The sequence below is a fragment of the Enterobacter sp. CGMCC 5087 genome, assembly GCF_003144775.1.
Taxonomy (GTDB): domain Bacteria; phylum Pseudomonadota; class Gammaproteobacteria; order Enterobacterales; family Enterobacteriaceae; genus Enterobacter; species Enterobacter cloacae_M.
This window is the reverse complement of sequence record NZ_QFXN01000042.1, coordinates 18,584-39,461: the sequence shown is the minus strand read 5'-3', so window position 1 is coordinate 39,461 and position 20,878 is coordinate 18,584. Positions and strand designations below refer to the sequence as shown.

The following is a 20,878-nucleotide window of genomic DNA, read 5'->3' as shown; positions in this document are numbered from 1 at the left end:
AGAACTACAACGACTACTATTACGGCGTCTCTAAAAACGAGTCCCGCCGCAGTGGTCTGAAAAGCTACAGTGCAGATGACGGCTGGGATCCTTACCTGGAGCTGACCGCGAGCTACAACTTCCTTGGCGACTGGAGCGTGTACGGTACCGGCCGCTATGAGCGTCTGAGCGACGAAGTGAAGGATAGCCCGATGGTCGATAAGTCCTGGGCAGGCATCTTCTCTGTGGGTGTGAGCTACAAGTTCTGATTGCGCACTAATATCGTGCAATTGATGCATTAAAACGGGGCGCTTGCGCCCCGTTTGCTTTAGCGTGGTGCAGAGAATTTATCGCTTAACAATGCGAATCGTCTGCCCTAAACGAGACGGTTTTTCTTCACTCGCTTTCTGCGGGGTGGTCACGCAGGCGGTTTCCACGCAGACGAACGTTTTATAACCGTCGTCAGGCACGTCGGCCATGCTGACAGACAGCGCCGGACCCGGGTTCCAGCCCACCACGTTGCTATGGTGGTGATGTACCACCTCGATGCCGCGGTTCAGGGCGCCGTCGTGGATCACGCTGCACGCTTCCGGGTGCAGGTAAACGCGATCGGTACGGTCAGGGAATGCCTGAACGCCGTCGCTCAGTTTGCCTTCTTTCGCGTTATCGACTTTGTCGATATAGGTATCGCCCAGGCCACTCACCTTCACTGCGCTGATATCACCCACGTTGAAATAGGTGTGCAGGGCAGAGGTGGTTTCGAACTCGCCGTGAGCTTCCAGTTCGATTTCACAGGTTTTACCCAGTTTGAAGCGGGCATACAGGGTGAAATCGTGAGGCCAGAGGGCGCGGGTTTCATCATTAGCCTGCAGCTCAAAGGTCAGCACTGCGCCGTTGTCATCTTCGTTATGCGCTTTCAGCGTCCACTGCTGGTTGCGGGCAAAACCGTGAGACGGCAAACCCGGCTGTGTGGACGGGCCGAACCACGGCCAGCAGATCGGCACGCCACCGCGAATAGCCGCCCCTTTTTTGAAGGAGGTCGCATCGCTCAGCCACAAACCTTCGGCTTCGCCTTCCGGTTTCCAGGAGAGCAGGTGGGCGCCGTTCAGCGCCACGGACGCTTTGACGCGTGGATGGTCAACGACGATAACGTCGGCACCGTCAATTTGACGGCGAGAGAGCACAGGGGTAAGTTGTTCGACTACCGGAAGTGCAAAAATTTTATTAATCATTAAGCAATCCTCTGTCTAAAAACAATAAAAAAGGCGACCGAAGTCGCCTTTTTGGATCAAACACTCATCTCAACTTATTTGGAGATGTGAGCGATCAGGTCCAGTACTTTGTTAGAGTAGCCGGTTTCGTTGTCGTACCAGGAAACCAGTTTAACGAAGTTGTCGTTCAGTGCGATACCTGCTTTAGCATCGAATACTGAAGTGCAGATTTCGCCGTTGAAATCGGTAGATACAACGTCGTCTTCGGTGTAGCCCAGAACGCCTTTCATTGCGCCTTCGGAAGCAGCTTTGATTGCTTTCTTAATTTCTTCATAAGAAGCAGCTTTTTCCAGACGAACGGTCAGGTCAACAACGGATACGTTAGGAGTTGGAACGCGGAACGCCATACCAGTCAGTTTGCCATTCAGTTCTGGCAGTACTTTACCTACAGCTTTAGCAGCACCGGTAGAGGATGGGATGATGTTCTGAGCCGCGCCACGGCCGCCGCGCCAGTCTTTGTGAGACGGGCCATCAACGGTTTTCTGAGTAGCGGTGGTTGCGTGAACGGTAGTCATCAGACCTTCGATGATGCCGAAGTTGTCGTTGATAACTTTAGCCAGCGGTGCCAGGCAGTTGGTGGTGCAGGATGCGTTAGACACGATATCCTGGCCAGCGTAAGTTTCGAAGTTTGCACCACGAACGAACATTGGGGTGTTGTCTTTGGAAGGACCAGTCAGAACAACTTTCTTCGCACCCGCAGTGATGTGTTTACGTGCAGTTTCGTCGGTCAGGAAGATACCGGTTGCTTCAGCAACAACGTCAACACCGATTTCGTTCCATTTCAGGTTAGCTGGGTCTTTTTCAGCAGTAACGCGGATGGTTTTGCCATTAACAACCAGGTGGCCGTCTTTCACTTCAACGGTGCCGTCGAAACGACCGTGAGTTGAGTCGTACTTCAGCATGTACGCCATGTATTCAGCGTCCAGGAGATCGTTGATACCAACGATTTCGATGTCAGAACGTTTCTGAGCAGCACGGAAAACAATACGGCCGATACGGCCAAAACCGTTGATACCTACTTTGATAGTCATATATTCCACCAGCTATTTGTTAGTGAATAAAAGGTTGCCTGTAAAATTACAAAAACCTTACGCAGCGTCAAGCGGAATCGTGTCAATCATTGCGACAAATCAATCCTGTGACTAACGTTTGTGCGACTGACTCGCCTCACTTTCCCTTTGAGCTTGCACCCATATGGGGGCTGAGCCGGGATTTTAAAGTCCTCGCAGGATAAAAATGTGAACATGATCACAATTGCCTGACCGCTTATTCGCGACACATAAGTTTAGATCAAAAGTGCACGCAAGGGTGTTAATGTTTTGTTAGAATCCGGGTTGAAAGATGTCTGTTTCTACAGCGAGATGTAAGCATATGTCGAACCAACGTAACCCTGACGATTTGAAAAAAAACCTCACAGAAATGCAGTTTTACGTGACGCAGAATCACGGAACGGAACCGCCGTTCACCGGGCGTTTACTGCACAACAAGCGAGACGGCGTCTACCACTGTCTGGTCTGTGATGCCCCGTTGTTCAATTCACAAACGAAATTTGATTCTGGCTGCGGCTGGCCGAGTTTTTACGAGCCGGTGAGCGATGAGGCCATCCGCTACCTGACCGACTCGTCGCACGGCATGGTGCGTACGGAAATTCGCTGCGGCAACTGCGATGCGCACCTTGGGCATGTCTTCCCGGATGGCCCACAGCCTACGGGCGAGCGTTTCTGCGTAAACTCTGCCTCAATGAGCTTCACCGATGATGAGAACGGTGACCAGATTAAGGGTTGAAAAAACGATTCAGCAAATTATTCCTTTGAAAGGGCGTGAGTGTGAATATTGATGACATGATTAGCGGCATGACGCCGGAAATTTATCAGCGTCTGGTGACCGCCGTAGAACTGGGAAAATGGCCCGACGGCGTCGCGCTGACGCCGGAGCAAAAAGAGAACAGTTTGCAGCTGGTGATGCTGTGGCAGGCGCGCAATAACACCGACGCGCAGCACATGACGATCGACACCAAAGGCCAGATGGTGATGAAGAGCAAGCGCGAGCTGAAAGAAGACTTCGGCATCACGCCGAAGCCGATTGCGACGATGAAAATGCAATAACGGTGCGGGTTGATGCCCTCTCCCACAGGGAGAGGGCGTAAAAGACTACGCCTGCGTTTCCAGCCAGTCTTCGAGCGTATACAGCGTCGCGCCTTCCGCAGCCATATCCATAAACGCCTGAGCGCTGTCCTGCGGGTGAATGTTTACCCCGCGGCAGCCGTCGGTGATGACGCTGACGGTATAACCTAACTGAAGCGCGTCCAGCACGGTAAACTTCACGCAGTAATCCGTCGCCAGGCCCAGCACGATCAGCTCCGTGATTTCGTGATGACGTAACCACGCGTCCAGCGCCGTTTTCTGGCGATGCCCGTTATCAAAAAACGCGCTATAGCTGTCGATAGCCGGGTTTTCACCTTTATGGAACACCGCATCGACGGCTTTCTGATTCAGGAGCGGATGCAGCTCCGCGCCTTCCGTCTGCTGTACGCAGTGATCCGGCCAGAAGGTTTGCGCCAGCCCGTCGAGTTCCCCCTGAGTGAAAGGCTCGACGTTGTGCTGGCTGGCAAAACTGCCGTGGTTCGCCGGGTGCCAGTCCTGGCTTGCGACAACTGCTACACCTCGGGCTTTGCACCAGTCAATCAGCGTGTTTGCCACGTCAACGGTGCTGTCACCTTCGGCGACGGCCAGCGCACCGCCCGCGCAGAAATCATTTTGCAAATCGACCAGTAGCAGGGCGCGTTGCTTCATGAGCACTCCTTATTCGTCCGGGGTCAGCTCGCCGCGCAGGTTTTGCATCATCGCGCTGCGAATGGACTGAATGTCCAGATCCTGACTCAGTAAATAGTGAAGTTTAGTCAGCGTTGCCTCCACGGTCATATCGAAGCCGCTGATGACTCCCGCATGCGCCAGCGCGTTGCCGGTGGCATAGCCGCCCATGTTGACCTTTCCGGACATACACTGGGTCAGATTCACAACCACAATTCCGCGCTCGCTGGCTTCCTGGAGCTCTTTCAGGAATTCGCCGTTCTGCGGGGCATTACCTACGCCATAGGAGCGCAGGATCAGCGCTTTCACCGGCTGGCGAAGGAAGTTACGCACCACGTCGGCAGAGATACCCGGATAGATAGTGACCACGCCAATCGGCTGCGGAGTGATCGGATGCACGATCAGCTCGCCGGCGGTGTTCGGCGCAGGCGGCGTGCCCAGACGACGGATATGAATTCCGGCCTCCAGCAGCGGCTGCAGGTTAGGGGAGGCGAAGGCGTCAAAACCGTCAGCATGGGCTTTGGTGGTGCGGTTGCCGCGATACAGACGGTTATTAAAGAACAGCGACACTTCGTTAATCGGGTAATTCGCCGCCACGTAGAGAGAGTTTAGCAGGTTGATCTGCCCGTCCGAGCGCAGCTCCGCCAGCGGGATTTGCGACCCGGTGACGATAACCGGCTTGCTCAGGTTCTCCAGCATGAAGGAGAGCGCCGAGGCGGTAAACGCCATGGTGTCGGTGCCGTGCAGGATCACGAAGCCATCGTACTGGTCGTAATGGGCTTTAATATCATCCGCGATATGCTGCCAGTCTTCCGGCGTCATGTCAGAGGAGTCCATCAGCGGCTCGTATTCGTGGATGGTAAAGTCAGGCATTTCCGGACGGTGAAATTCTGGCATCAGTGCAAGCTGACGCTGCAGGTGGCCGGAGACGGGGATATAGCCGTTTTCAGAGCGCTGCATACCGATGGTACCGCCAGTGTAGGCTACATAAATCGATTTCTTCTGCATGGTAGTGAGTTCTTGTTCTTCAAAAGAAAAAAATCCCCTCTTCGCGAGAAGAGGGGACGGTTTTAACGGACGTTAGCGCAGGTCAGGCAAAACGCGTAACGACTCTGTGGATCGTTAAAGGCCGCAAGCTTATCGCTTTCCGCCTTCATCGCTTTTGCCGCCGTGGCGACAGGCGCAGGCAGGTAAGCCTGCAGCGCCTCCGGCAGCATGGCACGTACCGAGCCGGACATGCTGTCCATGACCATATCGAAGAACGACGGTTCGTCCTGGTAATACTCGATATGCCACTGTTTCAGCTTCGCCAGTTCGGCGGCTTTCTTCACCGCGTCATCGAAGTCGCCCAGGCTGTCCACCAGACCGTTGCTCTTCGCATCCTGGCCGGTCCAGACGTGGCCCTGCGCGATCTGGTCGATCTGCTCAGGCGTCTTTTTACGCGAGTCCGCTACCAGGGTGATAAAGCGCTTATAGCCGTTCTCAATGCTGAGCTGCATCATCTCAGAGACTTCCGGCGGCAGGGATTTGGTCACCGACACATCCGCCAGCGGAGAGGTGGCCACGCCATCGGTATGCACGCCAAGAGAATCCAGGCTGTTCTCCACGGTGTTGATTACCCCGAAGATGCCAATCGAACCGGTCAGCGTGCTTGGGTTAGCCACGATGTAGTTGGCTGGCGTTGAGATCCAGTAACCCCCGGAGGCGGCCATTCCGCCCATGGATACGACGACCGGCTTGCCGGCGGCTCGCGCCGCAGCCAGTTCAGCGCGGATCACCTCGGAGGCGCTGACGCTGCCGCCAGGGCTGTTCACCCGCAGGACAATCGCTTTCACTTTCGGATCCAGGCGAGCATCGCGGATTTGTGACGCGGTAGTATCGCCGCCCACGTTCCCCGGAGTCTCCTGACCGTCCATGATGGCGCCGTTGGCAAAGACCACCGCGACGCTGTCACCGTTCTCATCCGGCTTTTTCGTCGAGTAATCATACATGCTGATGGCGCTGTAATTTTTGTCCTCTTTGCTCCAGCCAAACTGTTTGCTCAGGGATTTTTCAATCTCGGCGCTGGTGCCCAGGGCATCAACCAGTTTGTTATCGAGCGCATATTTTGCAGTATCACCGTCAACCTTACGCAGGCCTTCGAGCACGCCCTGCGCGCCAGGGAATGCCTGCTCAGGCGTAATCTGACGGTTAGCGGCAACGGTGCCGAGATAGTTCTGCCACAGCTCGCCAATCCAGCGGCTGTCCGCTTCGCGGGCGGCTGGAGACATGTCGTCGCGGATAAACGGCTCGACGGCGGATTTGTACGTGCCGACACGGAAGACGTGGGTGGTGACCTTCAGCTTGTCGAGCAGGGATTTGTAGTACAGACCGTTGGTGGCAAAGCCGTGCAGATCCACCGTCCCCTGCGGTGAGAGCCAGATCTTATTGGCGAAGCTCGCCAGGTAATATTGCCCCTGGCTGTAGCTGTCGCCCACGGCAATCACCGGCTTGCCGCTGTCGCGGAATTCGCGCAGCGCTTTACCGATGTACTGCATCGACGGCTGATCGCCTCCGGCAAAATCTTTCAGATCCAGCACGATCCCGGTGATGTTCCGGTCGTCTTTGGCCTGGCGGATGGTATCGACGATATCGAACAGGGAGTTTTCCTGCAGACGGTCTGATGTCGCGCCAAACAGCTGACGGCTGATTGCCCCCAGACGGTTGCTGGCGGACGGTTTATCAACAATAACGCCGGTGATATCGAGTAACAGGGCCCCGCGAGTCGAATGCTGCGCCTGATTCGCGTTGCTGATATGCATCCAGATGCCCGCGCAAACCAGAACCAGCAGGATGAAGAAGATGTTCATCACCAGGTTGCGGACGAAGTTGAGCAGTCGCCACGTCCATTTAAAGAAACCGGCAATGATTCGCCAAAGGGTTCGCATGTATTCTCCCTAACCAGAAAATGACTGTTTCCGTCGCCACTGGACGGTAATGTTGGGTTATCGTAATGACCCAACCGCCACTTGTCAGCAGGAATCGCCTGCCAGGCTGTAACAAAATCTGCCGTCGTGTTAATTTTGTGAGTAAATTTCAAGAAAGGAGTTAACCAATGGACGCACTCGAACTGCTTGTTAACCGCCGTAGCGCTTCCCGTCTGGCCGAACCTGCCCCGGCAGGCGAGCAGCTGGAGAACATTCTGCGTGCCGGCATGCGTGCCCCCGATCACGGCACGCTGCAGCCGTGGCACTTCTTTGTGATTGAAGGCGAAGGCCGCGATCGTTTCAGTCAGCTGCTGGAGCAGGGCGCGGTTGCCGCCGGGCAGGATGAGAAAGGTATCGACAAGGCGCGCAATGCCCCGTTCCGCGCCCCGATGATTATCGCCGTCGTGGCGAAATGCCAGGCTGACCATAAGGTGCCGGTCTGGGAACAGGAAATGTCCGCAGGCTGTGCGGTCATGGCGATGCAGATGGCCGCCGTCGCGCAGGGCTTTAACGGTATCTGGCGTACCGGTGCGCTGACTGAAAGCCCGGCGGTCCGTGACGGTTTTGGCTGCGGTGAGCATGACAAAATTGTCGGTTTCCTCTATCTCGGCACCCCGCAGCTTAAAGCCTCCAGCAACATCAGCATTCCGGACACCACGCCTTTCGTCAGCCGTTTCTGATAACGCACCTAAACTGTCTGGATTCTGAGCATCTGCCGCAGAATTCAGACAGTCATACTTACCTCTTTATGGAATGAGCGCTACCATAGCGCGATTGAGATGACAGGAGACGTCCATGAGCGAGCAAACCATTCGTTTAACGCAGTACAGCCACGGAGCCGGTTGCGGTTGTAAAATTTCCCCGAAAGTGCTGGAGACTATCCTGCACAGTGAACAGGCGAAGTTTGTCGACCCGAACCTGCTTGTCGGCAACGAAACGCGTGACGATGCTGCAGTTTATGACTTAGGTAACGGCACCAGCATTATCAGTACTACCGACTTCTTTATGCCGATTGTCGATAACCCGTTCGACTTCGGGCGCATTGCAGCCACCAACGCCATCAGCGATATCTTCGCGATGGGCGGTAAGCCGATCATGGCGATTGCCATTCTGGGCTGGCCGATCAACACCATCCCGCCGGAAGTGGCCCGTGAAGTGATTGATGGCGGTCGTTTTGCCTGCCAGCAGGCGGGGATTGCGCTGGCCGGCGGTCACTCTATTGATGCGCCGGAGCCTATCTTCGGCCTGGCCGTTACTGGCGTAGTGCCGACCGAACGCGTGAAGCGCAACAGCACCGCGCAGGCGGGCTGCAAACTGTTCCTCACCAAGCCGCTGGGCATTGGCGTGCTGACCACCGCCGAGAAAAAATCCCTGCTGAAACCGGAGCACAAAGGTCTGGCAACCGAAGTCATGTGCCAGATGAACCTTGCCGGTGCGGCGTTTGCCAATATCGACGGCGTGAAAGCGATGACCGACGTCACCGGTTTTGGTCTGCTGGGACACCTCTCTGAAGTGTGTCAGGGCGCGGGCGTGCAGGCTCAGGTCTGGTATCAGGACGTGCCGAAGCTGCCGGGCGTGGAGGAGTATATTGCGCAGGGCGCGGTTCCGGGCGGTACCCAGCGCAACTTCGCCAGCTACGGTCACCTGATGGGCGAAATGCCTGAGGAGTGGCGCAACCTGCTGTGCGATCCGCAAACCTCCGGCGGCCTGCTGCTGGCGGTCATGCCGGAATCCGAAGCCGAGGTTCAGGCCACTGCCGCCGAGTTCGGCATCACCCTGACGGCGATCGGCGAGCTGGTGACCGCGCGCGGCGGTCGACCGATGATTGAGATCCGTTAATTCGATGCGGTTGTTTATTGCCGAAAAGCCGAGCCTGGCCCGTGCCATCGCCGACGTGCTGCCTAAGCCGCATCGCAAAGGTGACGGCTTTATCGAATGCGGTAACGGGCAGGTGGTCACCTGGTGTATTGGTCACCTGCTTGAGCAGGCGCAGCCGGACGTCTACGACAGCCGCTACGCCCGCTGGAATTTAAACGATCTGCCCATCGTGCCGGAAAAATGGCGCCTGCAGCCCCGACCTTCAGTCACCAAACAGCTCAACGTGATCAAGCGCTTCCTGCATGACGCCGCTGAAATCGTGCACGCGGGTGACCCGGACAGGGAAGGGCAGCTGCTGGTGGATGAGGTGCTGGACTACCTGGAGCTGGCGCCGGAAAAGCGCCAGCAGGTGCAGCGCTGCCTGATAAACGACCTCAACCCGCAGGCCGTCGAGCGGGCGATTTCGCGCCTGCGTGCCAACAGCGAATTTATTCCGCTGTGCGTCTCGGCATTAGCCCGCGCCCGCGCCGACTGGCTGTACGGCATCAATATGACCCGCGCGTACACCATCCTCGGGCGCAACGCGGGCTATCAGGGCGTACTTTCCGTGGGGCGCGTGCAGACGCCGGTGCTGGGGCTGGTCGTGCGTCGTGACGAAGAGATTGAGAACTTCGTCGCCAAAGACTTCTTTGAGGTTAAAGCGCATATCGTCACGCCTAAGGACGAGCGCTTTACCGCCGTCTGGCAGCCGAGCGATGCCTGTGAATCGTATCAGGATGAAGAGGGGCGTCTGCTCCATCGTCCGCTGGCGGATCACGTGGTTAACCGCATTACCGGGCAGCCGGCTATCGTCACCAGCTATAACGATAAACGGGAATCAGAACCCGCGCCGCTGCCGTTTTCGCTTTCTGCACTTCAGATTGAGGCAGCCAAAAAGTTTGGACTGAGCGCGCAGAACGTGCTGGATATCTGCCAGAAGCTCTACGAAACCCATAAGCTCATCACCTATCCGCGTTCGGACAGCCGCTATCTGCCGGAAGAGCACTTTGCCGGTCGCCACTCGGTGATGAACGCCATTAGCGTGCACGCGCCGGATCTGCTCCCGCAGCCGGCGGTAAACCCGGATACCCATAACCGCTGCTGGGACGACAAAAAAGTCGATGCCCACCACGCGATTATCCCGACGGCCCGCGCCAGCAGCGTCAACCTGACCGAGAACGAAGCGAAGGTCTATAACCTGATCGCCCGTCAGTACCTGATGCAGTTCTGCCCGGACGCGGTATTCCGTAAGTGCGTGATTGAGCTTGAGATTGCCAAAGGCAAGTTTATCGCCAAAGCGCGTTTCCTCGCAGAAGCTGGCTGGCGCACGCTGCTCGGTAACAAAGAGCGCGACGAGGAGAACGACGGCACGCCGCTGCCGGTGGTCGCCAAAGATGACGAACTGCTGTGCGAGAAGGGTGAAGTGGTTGAACGCCAGACCCAGCCGCCGCGCCATTTCACCGATGCGACGCTGCTGTCGGCGATGACCGGGATCGCCCGGTTTGTGCAGGATAAAGATCTGAAGAAGATCCTGCGCGCCACCGACGGTCTGGGGACGGAAGCGACGCGAGCGGGGATCATCGAGCTGCTCTTTAAGCGTGGCTTCCTGGAGAAAAAGGGACGCTACATCCACTCAACGGAACCGGGCCGGGCGCTAATCCACTCTCTGCCGGAGCTGGCCGCCAGGCCGGACATGACCGCGCACTGGGAATCGGTGCTGACGCAGATCAGCGAGAAGCAGTGCCGCTATCAGGACTTTATGCAGCCGCTGGTCGGGACGCTTTATCAGCTGATCGATCAGGCGCGCAGCACGCCGGTGAAAACGTTCAGAGGCATGGTTGCGCCCGGTGGCGGCGCGAAGAAACCGTTCAAGAAGAAAAAGAGCGCGGCCTGACACACGTTTTTCTCCCTCTCCCCGTGGGAGAGGGCCGGGGTGAGGGCACCCGGCCGCACGCGATAAACCTTAAATCACACCCTGACCAATCATCGCATCCGCCACCTTCACGAACCCGGCGATGTTTGCCCCGCGCACGTAGTTGGTTTGCGACGCCTCGCCGCCGTACTCCACGCAGGCATGGTGAATATCCAGCATGATGTGGTGCAGGCGCGCATCCACTTTCTCCGCCTTCCAGCCGAGACGCGCTGCGTTTTGCGCCATCTCGAGGCCGGAGGTCGCCACGCCGCCCGCGTTAGCGGCCTTGCCCGGCGCAAACAGCACGCCCGCCTCAAGGAACAGGTCCGTCGCATCGATGGTGGTAGGCATATTCGCCCCTTCGGCCACCGCTTTTACGCCGTTGCTAATCAGGGTACGCGCGGCGTCCACATCAAGCTCGTTTTGTGTTGCGCACGGCAGGGCGATATCCACCGGCACGCCCCACGGCTGTTTCCCTTCCAGGTAGGTCAGGCCAAGCTCCCGGGCATAATCCGCCACGCGGCCGTCGCGGCTGGCTTTGATTTCACACAGGCGCGCCAGCTTCTCTGCCGTGAAGCCGGCTTCATCCACCACCGTGCCGCTGGAGTCTGAGGCGGTCACCACGCGAGCGCCAAGCTGCATTGCTTTCTCAATAGCGTACTGCGCCACGTTACCGGAGCCGGAGACCGCCACGCGCATGCCTTCAAAGCCTAAACCGTGACGCTTGAGCATCGCCTCGGTGAAGTAAACCAGGCCGTATCCTGTCGCTTCCGGGCGGATCAGGCTCCCGCCAAACGACAGCCCCTTGCCGGTAAAGACGCAGGCGCTGTTGTTGGAGAGCTTTTTCATCATCCCGGCCATAAAGCCCACTTCACGTCCGCCCACGCCGATATCACCGGCAGGAACGTCGGTATCCGGGCCGAGGTGGCGGTAGAGTTCGGTCATCAGCGCCTGGCAGAAGCGCATCACTTCCCCTTCGCTTTTGCCTTTCGGGTCGAAATCGCTGCCGCCTTTCCCGCCGCCCATCGGTAGCGTGGTGAGGGCGTTTTTAAAGGTCTGCTCGAAGCCGAGGAATTTCAGAATCGACAGGTTCACGGACGGATGAAAACGCATGCCGCCCTTAAACGGGCCAATGGCAGAGTTAAACTGAACGCGCCACGCGCGGTTAACCTGTACCTGGTTGCGATCGTCAACCCACGTCACGCGGAACTGGATCACGCGCTCTGGCTCGATCAGGCGTTCAAGCAGAGACATCTGGCGATAACGCGGGTTTTGTTCAAGGAAGGGCCACAGGGTGGTCATAACTTCACGCACGGCCTGAGCGAACTCGCTTTGGTGCGGGTCGCGCTGCTGAACATGGGCAAGGAAACTTTCCAGAGAGCGTGTCTGATCCATAGATATAAGAACCTCTTATCGTATTTTATGTTTATTACTTATGCGATTTGTGTTGTTTTTTTGACTATACCACCCGTACCGCTTTGTGAGGCAAGCAGAAATTTATAACGAAAGGGAAATTAATGAGAGGGCGGGCGTCATAACGAAAAGCGATGAAGAGATAAATTAAAGGTTCGGCTCTGGTTTACCGTTATAGTCAATATCAGGACACAACAGGAAGACAAGTCGATGAACCGTTATGTGATGACCGCGTTATGTTTGATGTTTACCGCTGGCGCTCAGGCTGACCGCATTCGTCCGGATGTGGAAGTGAATGTGCCGCCGGAAGTGTTTAGCTCCAGCGGCCAGAATCAAACGGTGCAGCCCTGCAATCAGTGCTGTATCTATCAGAATCAGAACTACTCGGAAGGGGCCGTTGTGAAAGCGGACGGCATTCTGCTGCAGTGCCAGCGCGACGAGCGCGCCATCAGCACGAACCCGCTGGTCTGGCGTCGCGTAAAACAATAAACGCTTCCAGCAGCGGAATATCCGCGGGGGCTAAGGCGTAGCCAAACGCCTCTTCCGGCGTACACCACGCGAGCGCGCTGTGGTAGTGCGCCGTGATATCGCCGCGGAAAGCAGGAACGTGCCAGGCATGCAGGTTAATCAACCGCTGGGAGACTTCCCGCTGGTGGCTTGCCACGTATTGTCCCGGCAGGGCGTCAATGCCCAACTCTTCACGCAGCTCGCGGATAAGCGCTTCTGGCTGGGTTTCTCCGGCCTCGACTTTACCGCCTGCAAATTCCCACATTCCCGGCTGGTCGGCGTGGGCAGGGCGCTGCGCCAGTAAAATGTTGCCGTCTTTTTCGATGATGGCGGCAACGACATCGAGTGTTTTCAGCATGGTCGTCAATAATTAATAGCGAAAAAAGACATATTATCGTGCCCTTTCTCAGAGTCCAGTAAACAGGAGAATCAGGTGAAAGAGTCCCCCGCCTGGGTTGCCCCCCTCGAATCCCTTCCCGCCAGCCTAAAACCGATAGCCGCCATGCAGAAAAAGCATTTTGGCGCGGTGCTGAATCCCACCCGCTGGTGGGGGCGAATGCCGCGTCTGTTCTGGCTGGTGGCGCTGTTTGTCGGCTTTCTGGAGCGTCGTCACGCGCGCCTGACGCCCGCGCTGCGTTCGCTGCTCATGACGCGGGTATCCCAGCTCTGTCACTGCGCTTTCTGTATTGATGCCAACAGCCTGCGTCTGGCCGAGCGCTGCGGCGCGCTGGATAAGGTTCAGGCCGTGAGCGACTGGCAGGATTCCGCCTTGTTCACCGAGCAAGAGCGCGCGGCCCTGGCCTACGCCGAGGCGATAACCGCCACGCCGCCCCGGGCAGATGAGGCAGTGAGAACGGCGCTGAAACGCAACTTCACGGATGATGCCATTACCGAGATGACGGCGCTGATTGCGTTTCAGAATCTCTCCGCCCGTTTTAATGCCGCGCTGGATATTCCGGCGCAGGGGCTGTGCGCCACGTTTAGCGAGACTCCCCATGCTTGACCGTCACCTGCACCCGCGGGTTAAGCCCGCTCTGAATCGTCTGGTTTCCGTGCTGGATAAGCCGGGCATCACGCCCGACGGATTAACCCTGACCGGGTTTGCCATCGGCGTGCTGGCGCTGCCGTTTCTGGCCCTCGGCTGGTATCCGGCGGCGCTGGCCGCCATCGTGCTTAACCGCCTGCTGGATGGTCTTGACGGCGCGCTGGCGCGCCGGAGAGGGTTGACCGACGCGGGGGGATTTCTCGATATCGCGCTCGATTTTCTGTTCTACGCCCTGGTGCCGTTTGGCTTTGCGCTCGCGGCTCCCGCAGAGAATGCGCTGGCGGCGGCCTGGCTGTTGTTCGCGTTTATCGGCACCGGCAGCAGTTTTCTCGCCTTTGCCGCGCTGGCGGCGAAGCACGATATCGACAACCCCGGCTATGCGCATAAGTCGTTTTACTATATCGGCGGGTTAACGGAAGGGACGGAGACCATCGCGCTGTTCGTGCTGTCCTGCCTGCTTCCGGCGCACTTTACGCTGTTCGCATGGGTATTCGGCGCGCTGTGCTGGCTGACCACCACAACGCGCGTCTGGAGCGGCTATGTGACGCTGAAGTCACTCAGCCCTTAGAGAGCGCTCTCTGGCCCGCGCTCTCCGGTGGTGACCGGGTTCTGCGGGTGACTGCTCCATTCGTACCAGCCGCCGTCATAGACGGCGACATTCTTCCAGCCCATCGCCCGGGCGTACATAAAGGTTTCTGACGCGCGCCACCCGGTGCCGCAGTAAAACGCGACCTGCTGTTCCGGCAGAATATTCCAGCGCTTCCACTGGGCGTCGATATCGTCCGCGCTGCGCATGGTGCCATCCGGGTTATGGAAATCTTCCATATGGGTCGCGTCGCTGCCCGCATGACCCCAGCGGGCACCGGCTATTTCACCTTTTGGCTTGATGTAGCTGTAGCCGCTGGTTTCGCCGATGAACTCCGGCCAGGAACGAATGCTGACCAGGGAGGCATCCTGACGGTGCAGCATCCCGCGCGCCTGTTCCATATCAACCATCAGCTGCGGTTGGCCGGGGATCGGCGCGCCGAAATCGGGGGCTGGCGTCACTTTGCCGGGCGTGCCGCGTTCAACCGGCAGGCCTGCATCGGACCACGCCTTCCAGCCGCCGTCGAGAATACGCACATCCTTCACGCCCGCATACAGCATGATCTGCGCCACGCGCGCGGCGGCGTAAACGTCACGGCCATACAGAATGACGGTGGTGTCGTGACGGATCCCGTGCTTCGCCAGCATCGCTTTCAGCGTGTCGTCGGAGCCTTTATTCCACAGCGGCTCGCTTTCCACCTCGTTGGTGTCGATGTAGCCCGCGCCGGGAATGTGGTTCAGCAGGTAAAACTTTGGTGCGCCCCAGGCGGCTTCAATCACTTTCCAGTTACCCGCCGGCGCGGCGGTCACGGGTTTACCCTGCTGGAGGCGGTGGATCCACTGTGGGTAAACCAGCTGTTCAAAGTGAGGCAGGCGCTGAAGGCGGTCGGGCGTCTGCAGAGCGTCGCTGAGCAGCGAGACGTTGCGGTATCCGGCTTTCTCCAGGCGGGATTTCACCGCCAGGTTATCGTTCTCGTCGCCGTAGAGGGCGATGGCCGTCGCGGGCGTAAGCTGATGCTGTTTTGCCCAGCTCGCAATCTGCTCGTCGCTCATTGCGCCCAACCAGGCGGCAGCCAGGTTGAGGGCGGCGGGTTCGTGCCCGGAGGGGCCGCTGAGGGTTTGCGGCCAGCCGTTATAGAACGCGCTGGGGCGGGTGTCGACAGGCGTGCCGTGCTGCGCCTGAAGCTGGGAGAGCGTCATCACGTTGGCCATATCAGCCGCCAGAGAGGAAAAGGACGCGAGGCCGCAGAGCAGGGCCAGCGCGGTCAGTTGAGAAACACGTTTCATCGAATAACCTGACGTCAGTAAAAGAGGGGGGCATTGTCGTCTCTCCCGAAACGGAAAACATTGCGTTAGCACATTATTGCCAGCGAGAAATCTCAATCAGCTCGCCGCCGGGCGGAATATCGTCCTCATCGTGCGTGACCAGCACCACCGGGATATTGCGCGCGCGGGCGGCGTCAAAAACCCATGTCCGAAACGTTGTGCGCAGCGTTTTATCGAGGCGGCTGAACGGTTCGTCCAGCAGCAGCGCCTGCGGCTCTGCGAGCAGGGCCCGCAGCAGGCTGACACGGGCACGCTCCCCGCCGGAGAGGGTGGCCGGATCGCTGGCGTAATGACCGCTCAGCCCGGCGGAATCCAGCGCCTGCTCGACCGCTTCCCGACGCGCTCTCCCGACGATCCGCTCAGGCAAGGCCAGCAGCAAATTTTGCCCGACGCTGAACTGTTCAAACAGCAGCGCATCCTGAAAGAGAATGCCCAGCCCGCGGGCTTCAACAGGGAGGCTATCGCAGCGACGCGCGTCGAGCCACAGTTCGCCCCGCGCCTGGAAATCGTCTGACAGCGCGCCGACCATCCACGCAAAAAGGGTCGATTTGCCGCTGCCGGACGGCCCCATCAGGGTAACGATCTCCCCGCGAGGAACGCAAAAACTGACCTCGCGGAAAAGCGGTTCGATGGTGAGACCTTTAACCTTCAGCATTAACGTAATCCTTGACGGTAGCGGCCCGCGAGCCGGGATATAAGGGCGGCAAGACCGAACACCGTGCCCGTGACCAGCAGTAATCCCAGCGCCCTGCTGGCGAGAACAGGGATGCTGCCCCCGCTGCTGAGCGCGACGGTTTCGGTGGTCAGCGTGGCGAAGCGCCCCGCGCCCAGCCAGAGCGTCGGCATGTATTGCGCCATGCTGACGGAAAAACCAATAGCAAAGGCCAGCAGCGCCGGGCGCACCAGCAGGGTGCATTTCAGCAGTAAGAATATTTTTGCCCGTCGCCAGCCGAGCGTTCTGGCGGTAAGGATAAGCCTGGGGTCGATTCGCCGCCAGGCGGGCTGCAGAACCAGCAGCATCCACGGCAACACCCACAGCAGATGGCTCCAGAGCACGGCGGCATAGCGCCCGTCGAGCCCCAGACGCAATGCAATAAAGTATTGCCCGGTGACGAGCGGCAGCGCCGGAAGGGCGAGCGGTGACCACACCCACGCTGCGCCGTGCTGCGGTCCCCATTCCAGCCAGAGAAAAATGACGATGAGGGCGATCAGGCTCGACAGCAGGCCGAAGGAGAGGCTGGTCCCCACGGAACCCACGTCGCCCCCTTGCGCCAGCATCAGCAGTACCGCAGCGCACAGGATGCCGCACGCGGGCAGTAACCCGCTGAGTGCCCGCTCAGGCAGGACGCGCTGAGACCTTCGGTGCGTCCCCGCGAGGTCCGGAATTGTGCGACGCCATACCCTCCAGAGGCCGTATCCGAGGGCGGCAAGCGCGGCCAGCAGCATGAGGAGAAGCAGGCACAACAGCGTTCCTTTTGCCTGCTGCTGCGCGTCGCCCTGGCTTAGCCACTGCCAGGCCAGCACGGCCAGGGTGGGCGGGTTGCCGGGCCCGAGAACGATCGCCACGTCCACGACCGAGAGCGACCATGCCAGCACCGCCAGCATCACCGCGCCGAGGACAGGCGCGATCGCAGGGAGGATCAGCCAGCTGAGCGTCTGATAACGCCCGTAGCCAAAGGTCTGCAGGACGATCTTCTGCTGCGCGAGCCGTTGTTCCGGCAGTACGGCGTAAATGGCCCACAGCACGAACGCGCTCTCTTTGACCGCGAGCGTCAGGCCCAGCCCGACGCCGTAGCGGTCAAACGGAGCCGTACAGACGGTACAGAGCTGATAAAACAGACCGCCCTCGGCAAACAGCAGTAACGCGCTGGTGGCGAACGCCACATGAGGGATCGCCAGCAGCCAGGGCAGCCGGGTCGTGAGGCGCCGCCAGCGTTGACCTGGCCACAAAAGGCAGACGAAGAAAAGGGCAATCAGCAACGCCCCCAGCGTGGCGATGAGCGTTGAGACCAGCGTGGCGACGGTCGCCTGCGGCAGCTGCGGATCGTTCAGCAGCCGCTGCCAGTTTGTCGCAGAAAGCGCCGGTGCGAAAAGCATCACGCCGGCGGGCAGGATCGGCAGATAAATCACCGCCATCGCCAGCCAGACAAGCCCGCTCAGCGGGTGCCGTAACGACGCAGCCATTCCTGCTCCAGCGCGTTCACCCAGGCGGACTGCGGCTCTGCAAGCACCTGCGGCAGCCCCTGAGGCGTATGGGCCAGCAGCTGTTTCGCTTCCTCTTCGGGCAGCGTTTTCGCATCCAGGACGCTCGGGTCTCCCCAGATGGCCGGGTCGGCCTTGCGGATTTGCGCCTGCGGTGACAGCAGGAAATTAGCGACTACCTTTGCGCCCGCGCTCGCGCCGGCATTGGCCGGGATAGCCACAAAATGGACGTTGCCGAGCATCCCGCTCTGGAAACCAAAGCTGTAGCTGTCGGAGGGCAGTTCGCCGCTCGCCACTTTCTGCTGCGCATGCGCCGGGTTAAAGGTCAGCGACAGGTTCAGACTGCCGCTGGCAAGCAGGGCATCCATTCGGGCAGGCGAGGGAGGGAAATCTTTTCCTTCGCGCCACAGCAGCGGGTGCAGCTTATCGAGGTAGGCCCAGAGCGGCGCCGTAACCTCAGCAAACGTTGCATCGGGCGCTTTTTGTAAAGCCTCAGGGCGATCGGTGAGCGTCAGCAGCAGCTGCTCAAGAAATGCCGTGCCGGTAAAATCGGGTGGGCGGGGATAGCTGATCTTACCCGGGTGCTGCTGCGCGTAGGCCTGCAGCGCCTGCGGATCCACCGGCGGCGTCGGCATGCTGGCTTTGCGGGCGATAAAGGTTAGCTGCGCGCCGCCCCACGGGGATTCCGCCCCGTCGGTTGGAATCGCAAAATCTTCCGTGACGGGTTTACGGGTATCGACATAGCGCCAGTTTGGCAACGTCTGCGCCCATCCGGTTTGCAGCAGGTTCGCCTCTTTTAACGTGCGGAAGTTTTCGCCGTTGACCCACAGCAGGTCAACCGAGCCGTTGGCCTTATGCCCCGCGGCGGCTTCCGTCTGGATCCGTTTTACCGCATCGGCGGCGTCCGCCAGCGGGACAATTTTTAAGGTAATGGCGTAGTGCGTTTGCATCTCACCGCTGACCCACTCAAGGTAGCGGTTGACCGCCGGATCGCCGCCCCAGGCGTTAAACCAGACGGTCTGGCCTTTGGCCTGCTGTTGGATAGCGTGCCAGCTTTCGGCGGCACAGAGGGGGGCTGCCAGCAGCAGACCGGTCAGGAACGCGCAAAAACGCACACGGCGCATAATGCCTCACTTTTTAACAGACGGGAGATAACGGGAAAACAGCCGGCGCGTCGCCAGCGGCAATAACCCCAGTAGTGTAAAGGCGATTAGCATGCCCGGCGACAAAATATCGCGCAGGGACGCCACTTTCCCCAGCTCGCGCCCGGCGTTGAGAAAGACCACCGTCGCGGGCAGCATGGCGACCTGGCTGACCCACCAGTAGCGATATACGCCAATGCGGGTCAGCCCCATCAGCAAATTCACCAGGAAAAACGGGAACAGCGGCATCAGGCGCAGGGCAAAAAGATAGCCCGCGCCGTCATGCGCCATACCGGCGTTCACCGTTTTCATCTGCTGAGCAAACCGCCGCTGGACCCATTCGCGCAGCAGATAACGGCTGGCGAGCATCGCAAGCGTCGCCCCGAGCGTGGAGGCAAACGAGACCAGAAAAGTGCCTTCCCACAGGGGAAATAACGCCCCGCCCAGCAGGGTGAGGATAGCCGCGCCGGGGATCGACAGGGCGGAAACCGCCACGTAGAGCGCAAAAAAGATCAGCGCGCTTCGCAGCGGCGCGTGGTCAACATGGGAGAGGAGTGCCTGCTGGTGGGTTTTAATCCCTTCCAGGGAGAGTGTGCCTGGGGGAAGCATGACAAACGTCAGAATAAATGCGCCCAGAAGGGCGCACAGGAAAGCGAGTTTTCGAATGTTCACGCGTCATTACAGCTTGAATTTAGCCCACACCGGCGCGTGGTCAGACGGTTTTTCCATGCTGCGGATCTCGTAGTCGATCCCTGTTTCGATGCAGCGCTCTGCCAGCGGTGAACTGGCGAGCAGCAGGTCGATACGCAGGCCACGGTTGTCGTCAAAGCCTTTTGAGCGGTAGTCAAACCACGAGAAACGATCCTGCGTGTCCGGGTTGGCGGTACGAAAGGTATCCACCAGCCCCCAGTCCAGCAGGCGCTGCATCCACTCGCGCTCTTCCGGCAGGAAGGAGCATTTTCCGGTACGCAGCCAGCGTTTGCGGCTGTCTTCACCGATGCCAATATCCAGATCGGTCGGGCTGATATTCACATCACCCATGATCAGCACCGGATTGTCTTTGTTCAGTTCGGTGGTCAGATAGTCCTGCAGATCCTGATAAAACTTGGCTTTAGCCGGGAATTTGGTCGGATGGTCGCGGCTCTCGCCCTGGGGAAAGTAACCATTAATCACGGTGATGTTCCCCAGCGGGGAAGGCAGTTCCGCCATGATGATGCGGCGCTGTGCTTCTTCGTCATCGCCGGGAAACCCGCGGCGGACTGAAACTGGCGTCTCTTTGGTCAACAGCGCAACGCCATAATGGCCTTTCTGCCCATGATAGAAGACGTTGTAGCCGAGCTTAGCCACCTCTTCGAGGGGGAACATGTCGTCGTGAACCTTGGTCTCCTGCAGGCCGATCACATCTGGCTGATGTTGTTCAACGATAGCTTCAAGCTGATGAGGGCGGGCGCGCAGGCCGTTGATATTAAAAGAGACAAATTTCATAGTCGCTGCCAGTGCAAGGTGAATAGTGCATGGATGGTAGCAGAATTTGCGTCAACTGTTACCGGGTTCGGCCAATAACTGCGACAGATAATGCCGGTGGTGCAATATTTGCACCATTCTGACGCGCATCGCCCTCAAACAGGGCGTAAATGACCGATAAATTTCGCGAGCGATCACAATTCCAGAATTATATTTGGCCTGTGCATACTCTTTCTGATTTTCATGCGGCAAAGCGCCGCTTGTCGTAAAAATATTCACTTTTTATGCACTAAAAGTGAATAACTCCATATTGTAACTTATTGATATTGTGTTACCTCAACCCGTTTATGCAATTTTATCGCTGGCTGGCACGAAGGCTGCAATCTACATTCACAGTGC

22 protein-coding genes are annotated in these 20,878 nt (G+C 58.5%); 9 read left to right on the top strand and 13 right to left on the bottom strand.

Translation table 11 applies throughout. The annotated features are described in order from the left end of the window. Positions 1–248, top strand: a 248-nt coding sequence (locus DEO48_RS04065; RefSeq protein ID WP_146198235.1) for a MipA/OmpV family protein, incomplete at its 5' end; no start/stop codon positions are given. Positions 249–326: 78 nt separating this feature from the next. Here the strand turns inward: DEO48_RS04065 and DEO48_RS04060 are convergent. Both DEO48_RS04060 and gapA read right to left on the bottom strand, forming a co-directional pair. Then, on the bottom strand, positions 327–1,211 hold the full coding sequence (locus tag DEO48_RS04060; RefSeq protein ID WP_109844434.1) for a D-hexose-6-phosphate mutarotase: 885 nt from the start codon (positions 1,209–1,211) through the stop codon (positions 327–329). 74 nt (positions 1,212–1,285) lie between these two features. Then, positions 1,286–2,281, bottom strand: a complete 996-nt coding sequence (gapA, locus tag DEO48_RS04055) for a glyceraldehyde-3-phosphate dehydrogenase (RefSeq protein ID WP_023311257.1) — start codon at positions 2,279–2,281, stop codon at positions 1,286–1,288. 340 nt (positions 2,282–2,621) lie between these two features. On the opposite strand from gapA, the gene msrB reads away from it, so the two are divergent. Further along, positions 2,622–3,035, top strand: a complete 414-nt coding sequence (gene msrB / locus DEO48_RS04050; protein ID WP_008500710.1) for a peptide-methionine (R)-S-oxide reductase MsrB — start codon at positions 2,622–2,624, stop codon at positions 3,033–3,035. A 56-nt stretch (positions 3,036–3,091) separates the two neighbouring features. After that, positions 3,092–3,355 carry a YeaC family protein gene (locus DEO48_RS04045; RefSeq protein ID WP_196238666.1) on the top strand — a complete coding sequence of 88 codons (264 nt, stop codon included), beginning with the start codon at positions 3,092–3,094 and terminating at the stop codon, positions 3,353–3,355. 45 nt (positions 3,356–3,400) lie between these two features. On the opposite strand, the gene pncA is transcribed toward DEO48_RS04045, so the two are convergent. From pncA to sppA, 3 genes are all read right to left on the bottom strand, one after another. Continuing rightward, complete coding sequence (pncA, locus tag DEO48_RS04040) at positions 3,401–4,042, bottom strand: bifunctional nicotinamidase/pyrazinamidase (RefSeq protein WP_064791064.1); 642 nt, start codon at positions 4,040–4,042, stop codon at positions 3,401–3,403. Between the two features lie 9 nt (positions 4,043–4,051). Continuing rightward, positions 4,052–5,068 (bottom strand): asparaginase, encoded by a 1,017-nt coding sequence (gene ansA, locus DEO48_RS04035; RefSeq protein WP_008500705.1) that lies wholly within the window; start codon positions 5,066–5,068, stop codon positions 4,052–4,054. A gap of 62 nt (positions 5,069–5,130) precedes the next feature. Continuing rightward, on the bottom strand, positions 5,131–6,987 hold the full coding sequence (gene sppA, locus DEO48_RS04030; protein ID WP_109844433.1) for a signal peptide peptidase SppA: 1,857 nt from the start codon (positions 6,985–6,987) through the stop codon (positions 5,131–5,133). A gap of 167 nt (positions 6,988–7,154) precedes the next feature. Here sppA and DEO48_RS04020 point away from each other — a divergent pair, with 167 nt between their 5' ends. From DEO48_RS04020 to DEO48_RS04010, 3 genes are all read left to right on the top strand, one after another. Then, complete coding sequence (locus tag DEO48_RS04020; protein WP_109844432.1) at positions 7,155–7,706, top strand: NAD(P)H nitroreductase; 552 nt, start codon at positions 7,155–7,157, stop codon at positions 7,704–7,706. A 115-nt stretch (positions 7,707–7,821) separates the two neighbouring features. Next, entirely contained in the window at positions 7,822–8,865 is a 1,044-nt protein-coding gene (gene selD / locus DEO48_RS04015) for a selenide, water dikinase SelD (RefSeq protein ID WP_109844431.1), read from the top strand. Positions 8,866–8,869: 4 nt separating this feature from the next. Then, on the top strand, positions 8,870–10,777 hold the full coding sequence (locus DEO48_RS04010) for a DNA topoisomerase III (RefSeq protein WP_109844430.1): 1,908 nt from the start codon (positions 8,870–8,872) through the stop codon (positions 10,775–10,777). Between the two features lie 69 nt (positions 10,778–10,846). Here DEO48_RS04010 and gdhA read toward each other — a convergent pair whose 3' ends face one another. Continuing rightward, entirely contained in the window at positions 10,847–12,190 is a 1,344-nt protein-coding gene (gene gdhA, locus DEO48_RS04005) for an NADP-specific glutamate dehydrogenase (protein WP_023311263.1), read from the bottom strand. Positions 12,191–12,418: 228 nt separating this feature from the next. On the opposite strand from gdhA, the gene DEO48_RS04000 reads away from it, so the two are divergent. Continuing rightward, positions 12,419–12,697: a DUF1496 domain-containing protein gene (locus DEO48_RS04000; protein ID WP_047651934.1), complete on the top strand. Its 279-nt coding sequence runs from the start codon at positions 12,419–12,421 to the stop codon at positions 12,695–12,697. On the opposite strand, the gene DEO48_RS03995 is transcribed toward DEO48_RS04000, so the two are convergent. Continuing rightward, entirely contained in the window at positions 12,657–13,073 is a 417-nt protein-coding gene (locus DEO48_RS03995; protein WP_109844429.1) for a pyrimidine (deoxy)nucleoside triphosphate diphosphatase, read from the bottom strand. The two genes, DEO48_RS04000 and DEO48_RS03995, sit on opposite strands and share 41 nt — an antisense overlap. Positions 13,074–13,148: 75 nt before the next feature. Here DEO48_RS03995 and DEO48_RS03990 point away from each other — a divergent pair, with 75 nt between their 5' ends. Next, complete coding sequence (locus DEO48_RS03990; protein ID WP_109844428.1) at positions 13,149–13,718, top strand: carboxymuconolactone decarboxylase family protein; 570 nt, start codon at positions 13,149–13,151, stop codon at positions 13,716–13,718. Next, positions 13,711–14,328 carry a CDP-alcohol phosphatidyltransferase family protein gene (locus tag DEO48_RS03985; protein WP_109844427.1) on the top strand — a complete coding sequence of 206 codons (618 nt, stop codon included), beginning with the start codon at positions 13,711–13,713 and terminating at the stop codon, positions 14,326–14,328. The genes DEO48_RS03990 and DEO48_RS03985 overlap by 8 nt, the downstream gene beginning before the upstream one ends. On the opposite strand, the gene DEO48_RS03980 is transcribed toward DEO48_RS03985, so the two are convergent. The 6 genes from DEO48_RS03980 to xthA form a co-directional block, all read right to left on the bottom strand. Then, a complete protein-coding gene (locus DEO48_RS03980; protein WP_109844426.1) occupies positions 14,325–15,632 on the bottom strand; it encodes a sulfurtransferase in 1,308 nt (435 codons plus the stop codon). The two genes, DEO48_RS03985 and DEO48_RS03980, sit on opposite strands and share 4 nt — an antisense overlap. A 73-nt stretch (positions 15,633–15,705) precedes the next feature. Beyond that, the gene (locus DEO48_RS03975) at positions 15,706–16,326 is read right to left on the bottom strand and encodes an ATP-binding cassette domain-containing protein (protein ID WP_109844425.1); all 621 of its coding nucleotides are present in this window, start codon (positions 16,324–16,326) and stop codon (positions 15,706–15,708) included. Further along, positions 16,326–17,855 carry a thiamine ABC transporter permease gene (locus DEO48_RS03970; RefSeq protein WP_109844424.1) on the bottom strand — a complete coding sequence of 510 codons (1,530 nt, stop codon included), beginning with the start codon at positions 17,853–17,855 and terminating at the stop codon, positions 16,326–16,328. The genes DEO48_RS03975 and DEO48_RS03970 overlap by 1 nt, the downstream gene beginning before the upstream one ends. Next, positions 17,828–18,988: an ABC transporter substrate-binding protein gene (locus tag DEO48_RS03965; protein ID WP_375232161.1), complete on the bottom strand. Its 1,161-nt coding sequence runs from the start codon at positions 18,986–18,988 to the stop codon at positions 17,828–17,830. The genes DEO48_RS03970 and DEO48_RS03965 overlap by 28 nt, the downstream gene beginning before the upstream one ends. A 15-nt stretch (positions 18,989–19,003) precedes the next feature. Then, the gene (locus DEO48_RS03960; RefSeq protein WP_109844422.1) at positions 19,004–19,687 is read right to left on the bottom strand and encodes a TVP38/TMEM64 family protein; all 684 of its coding nucleotides are present in this window, start codon (positions 19,685–19,687) and stop codon (positions 19,004–19,006) included. A 6-nt stretch (positions 19,688–19,693) separates the two neighbouring features. Further along, the gene (xthA, locus tag DEO48_RS03955) at positions 19,694–20,500 is read right to left on the bottom strand and encodes an exodeoxyribonuclease III (RefSeq protein WP_045401521.1); all 807 of its coding nucleotides are present in this window, start codon (positions 20,498–20,500) and stop codon (positions 19,694–19,696) included. Between the last annotated feature and the right edge of the window lie 378 nt (positions 20,501–20,878).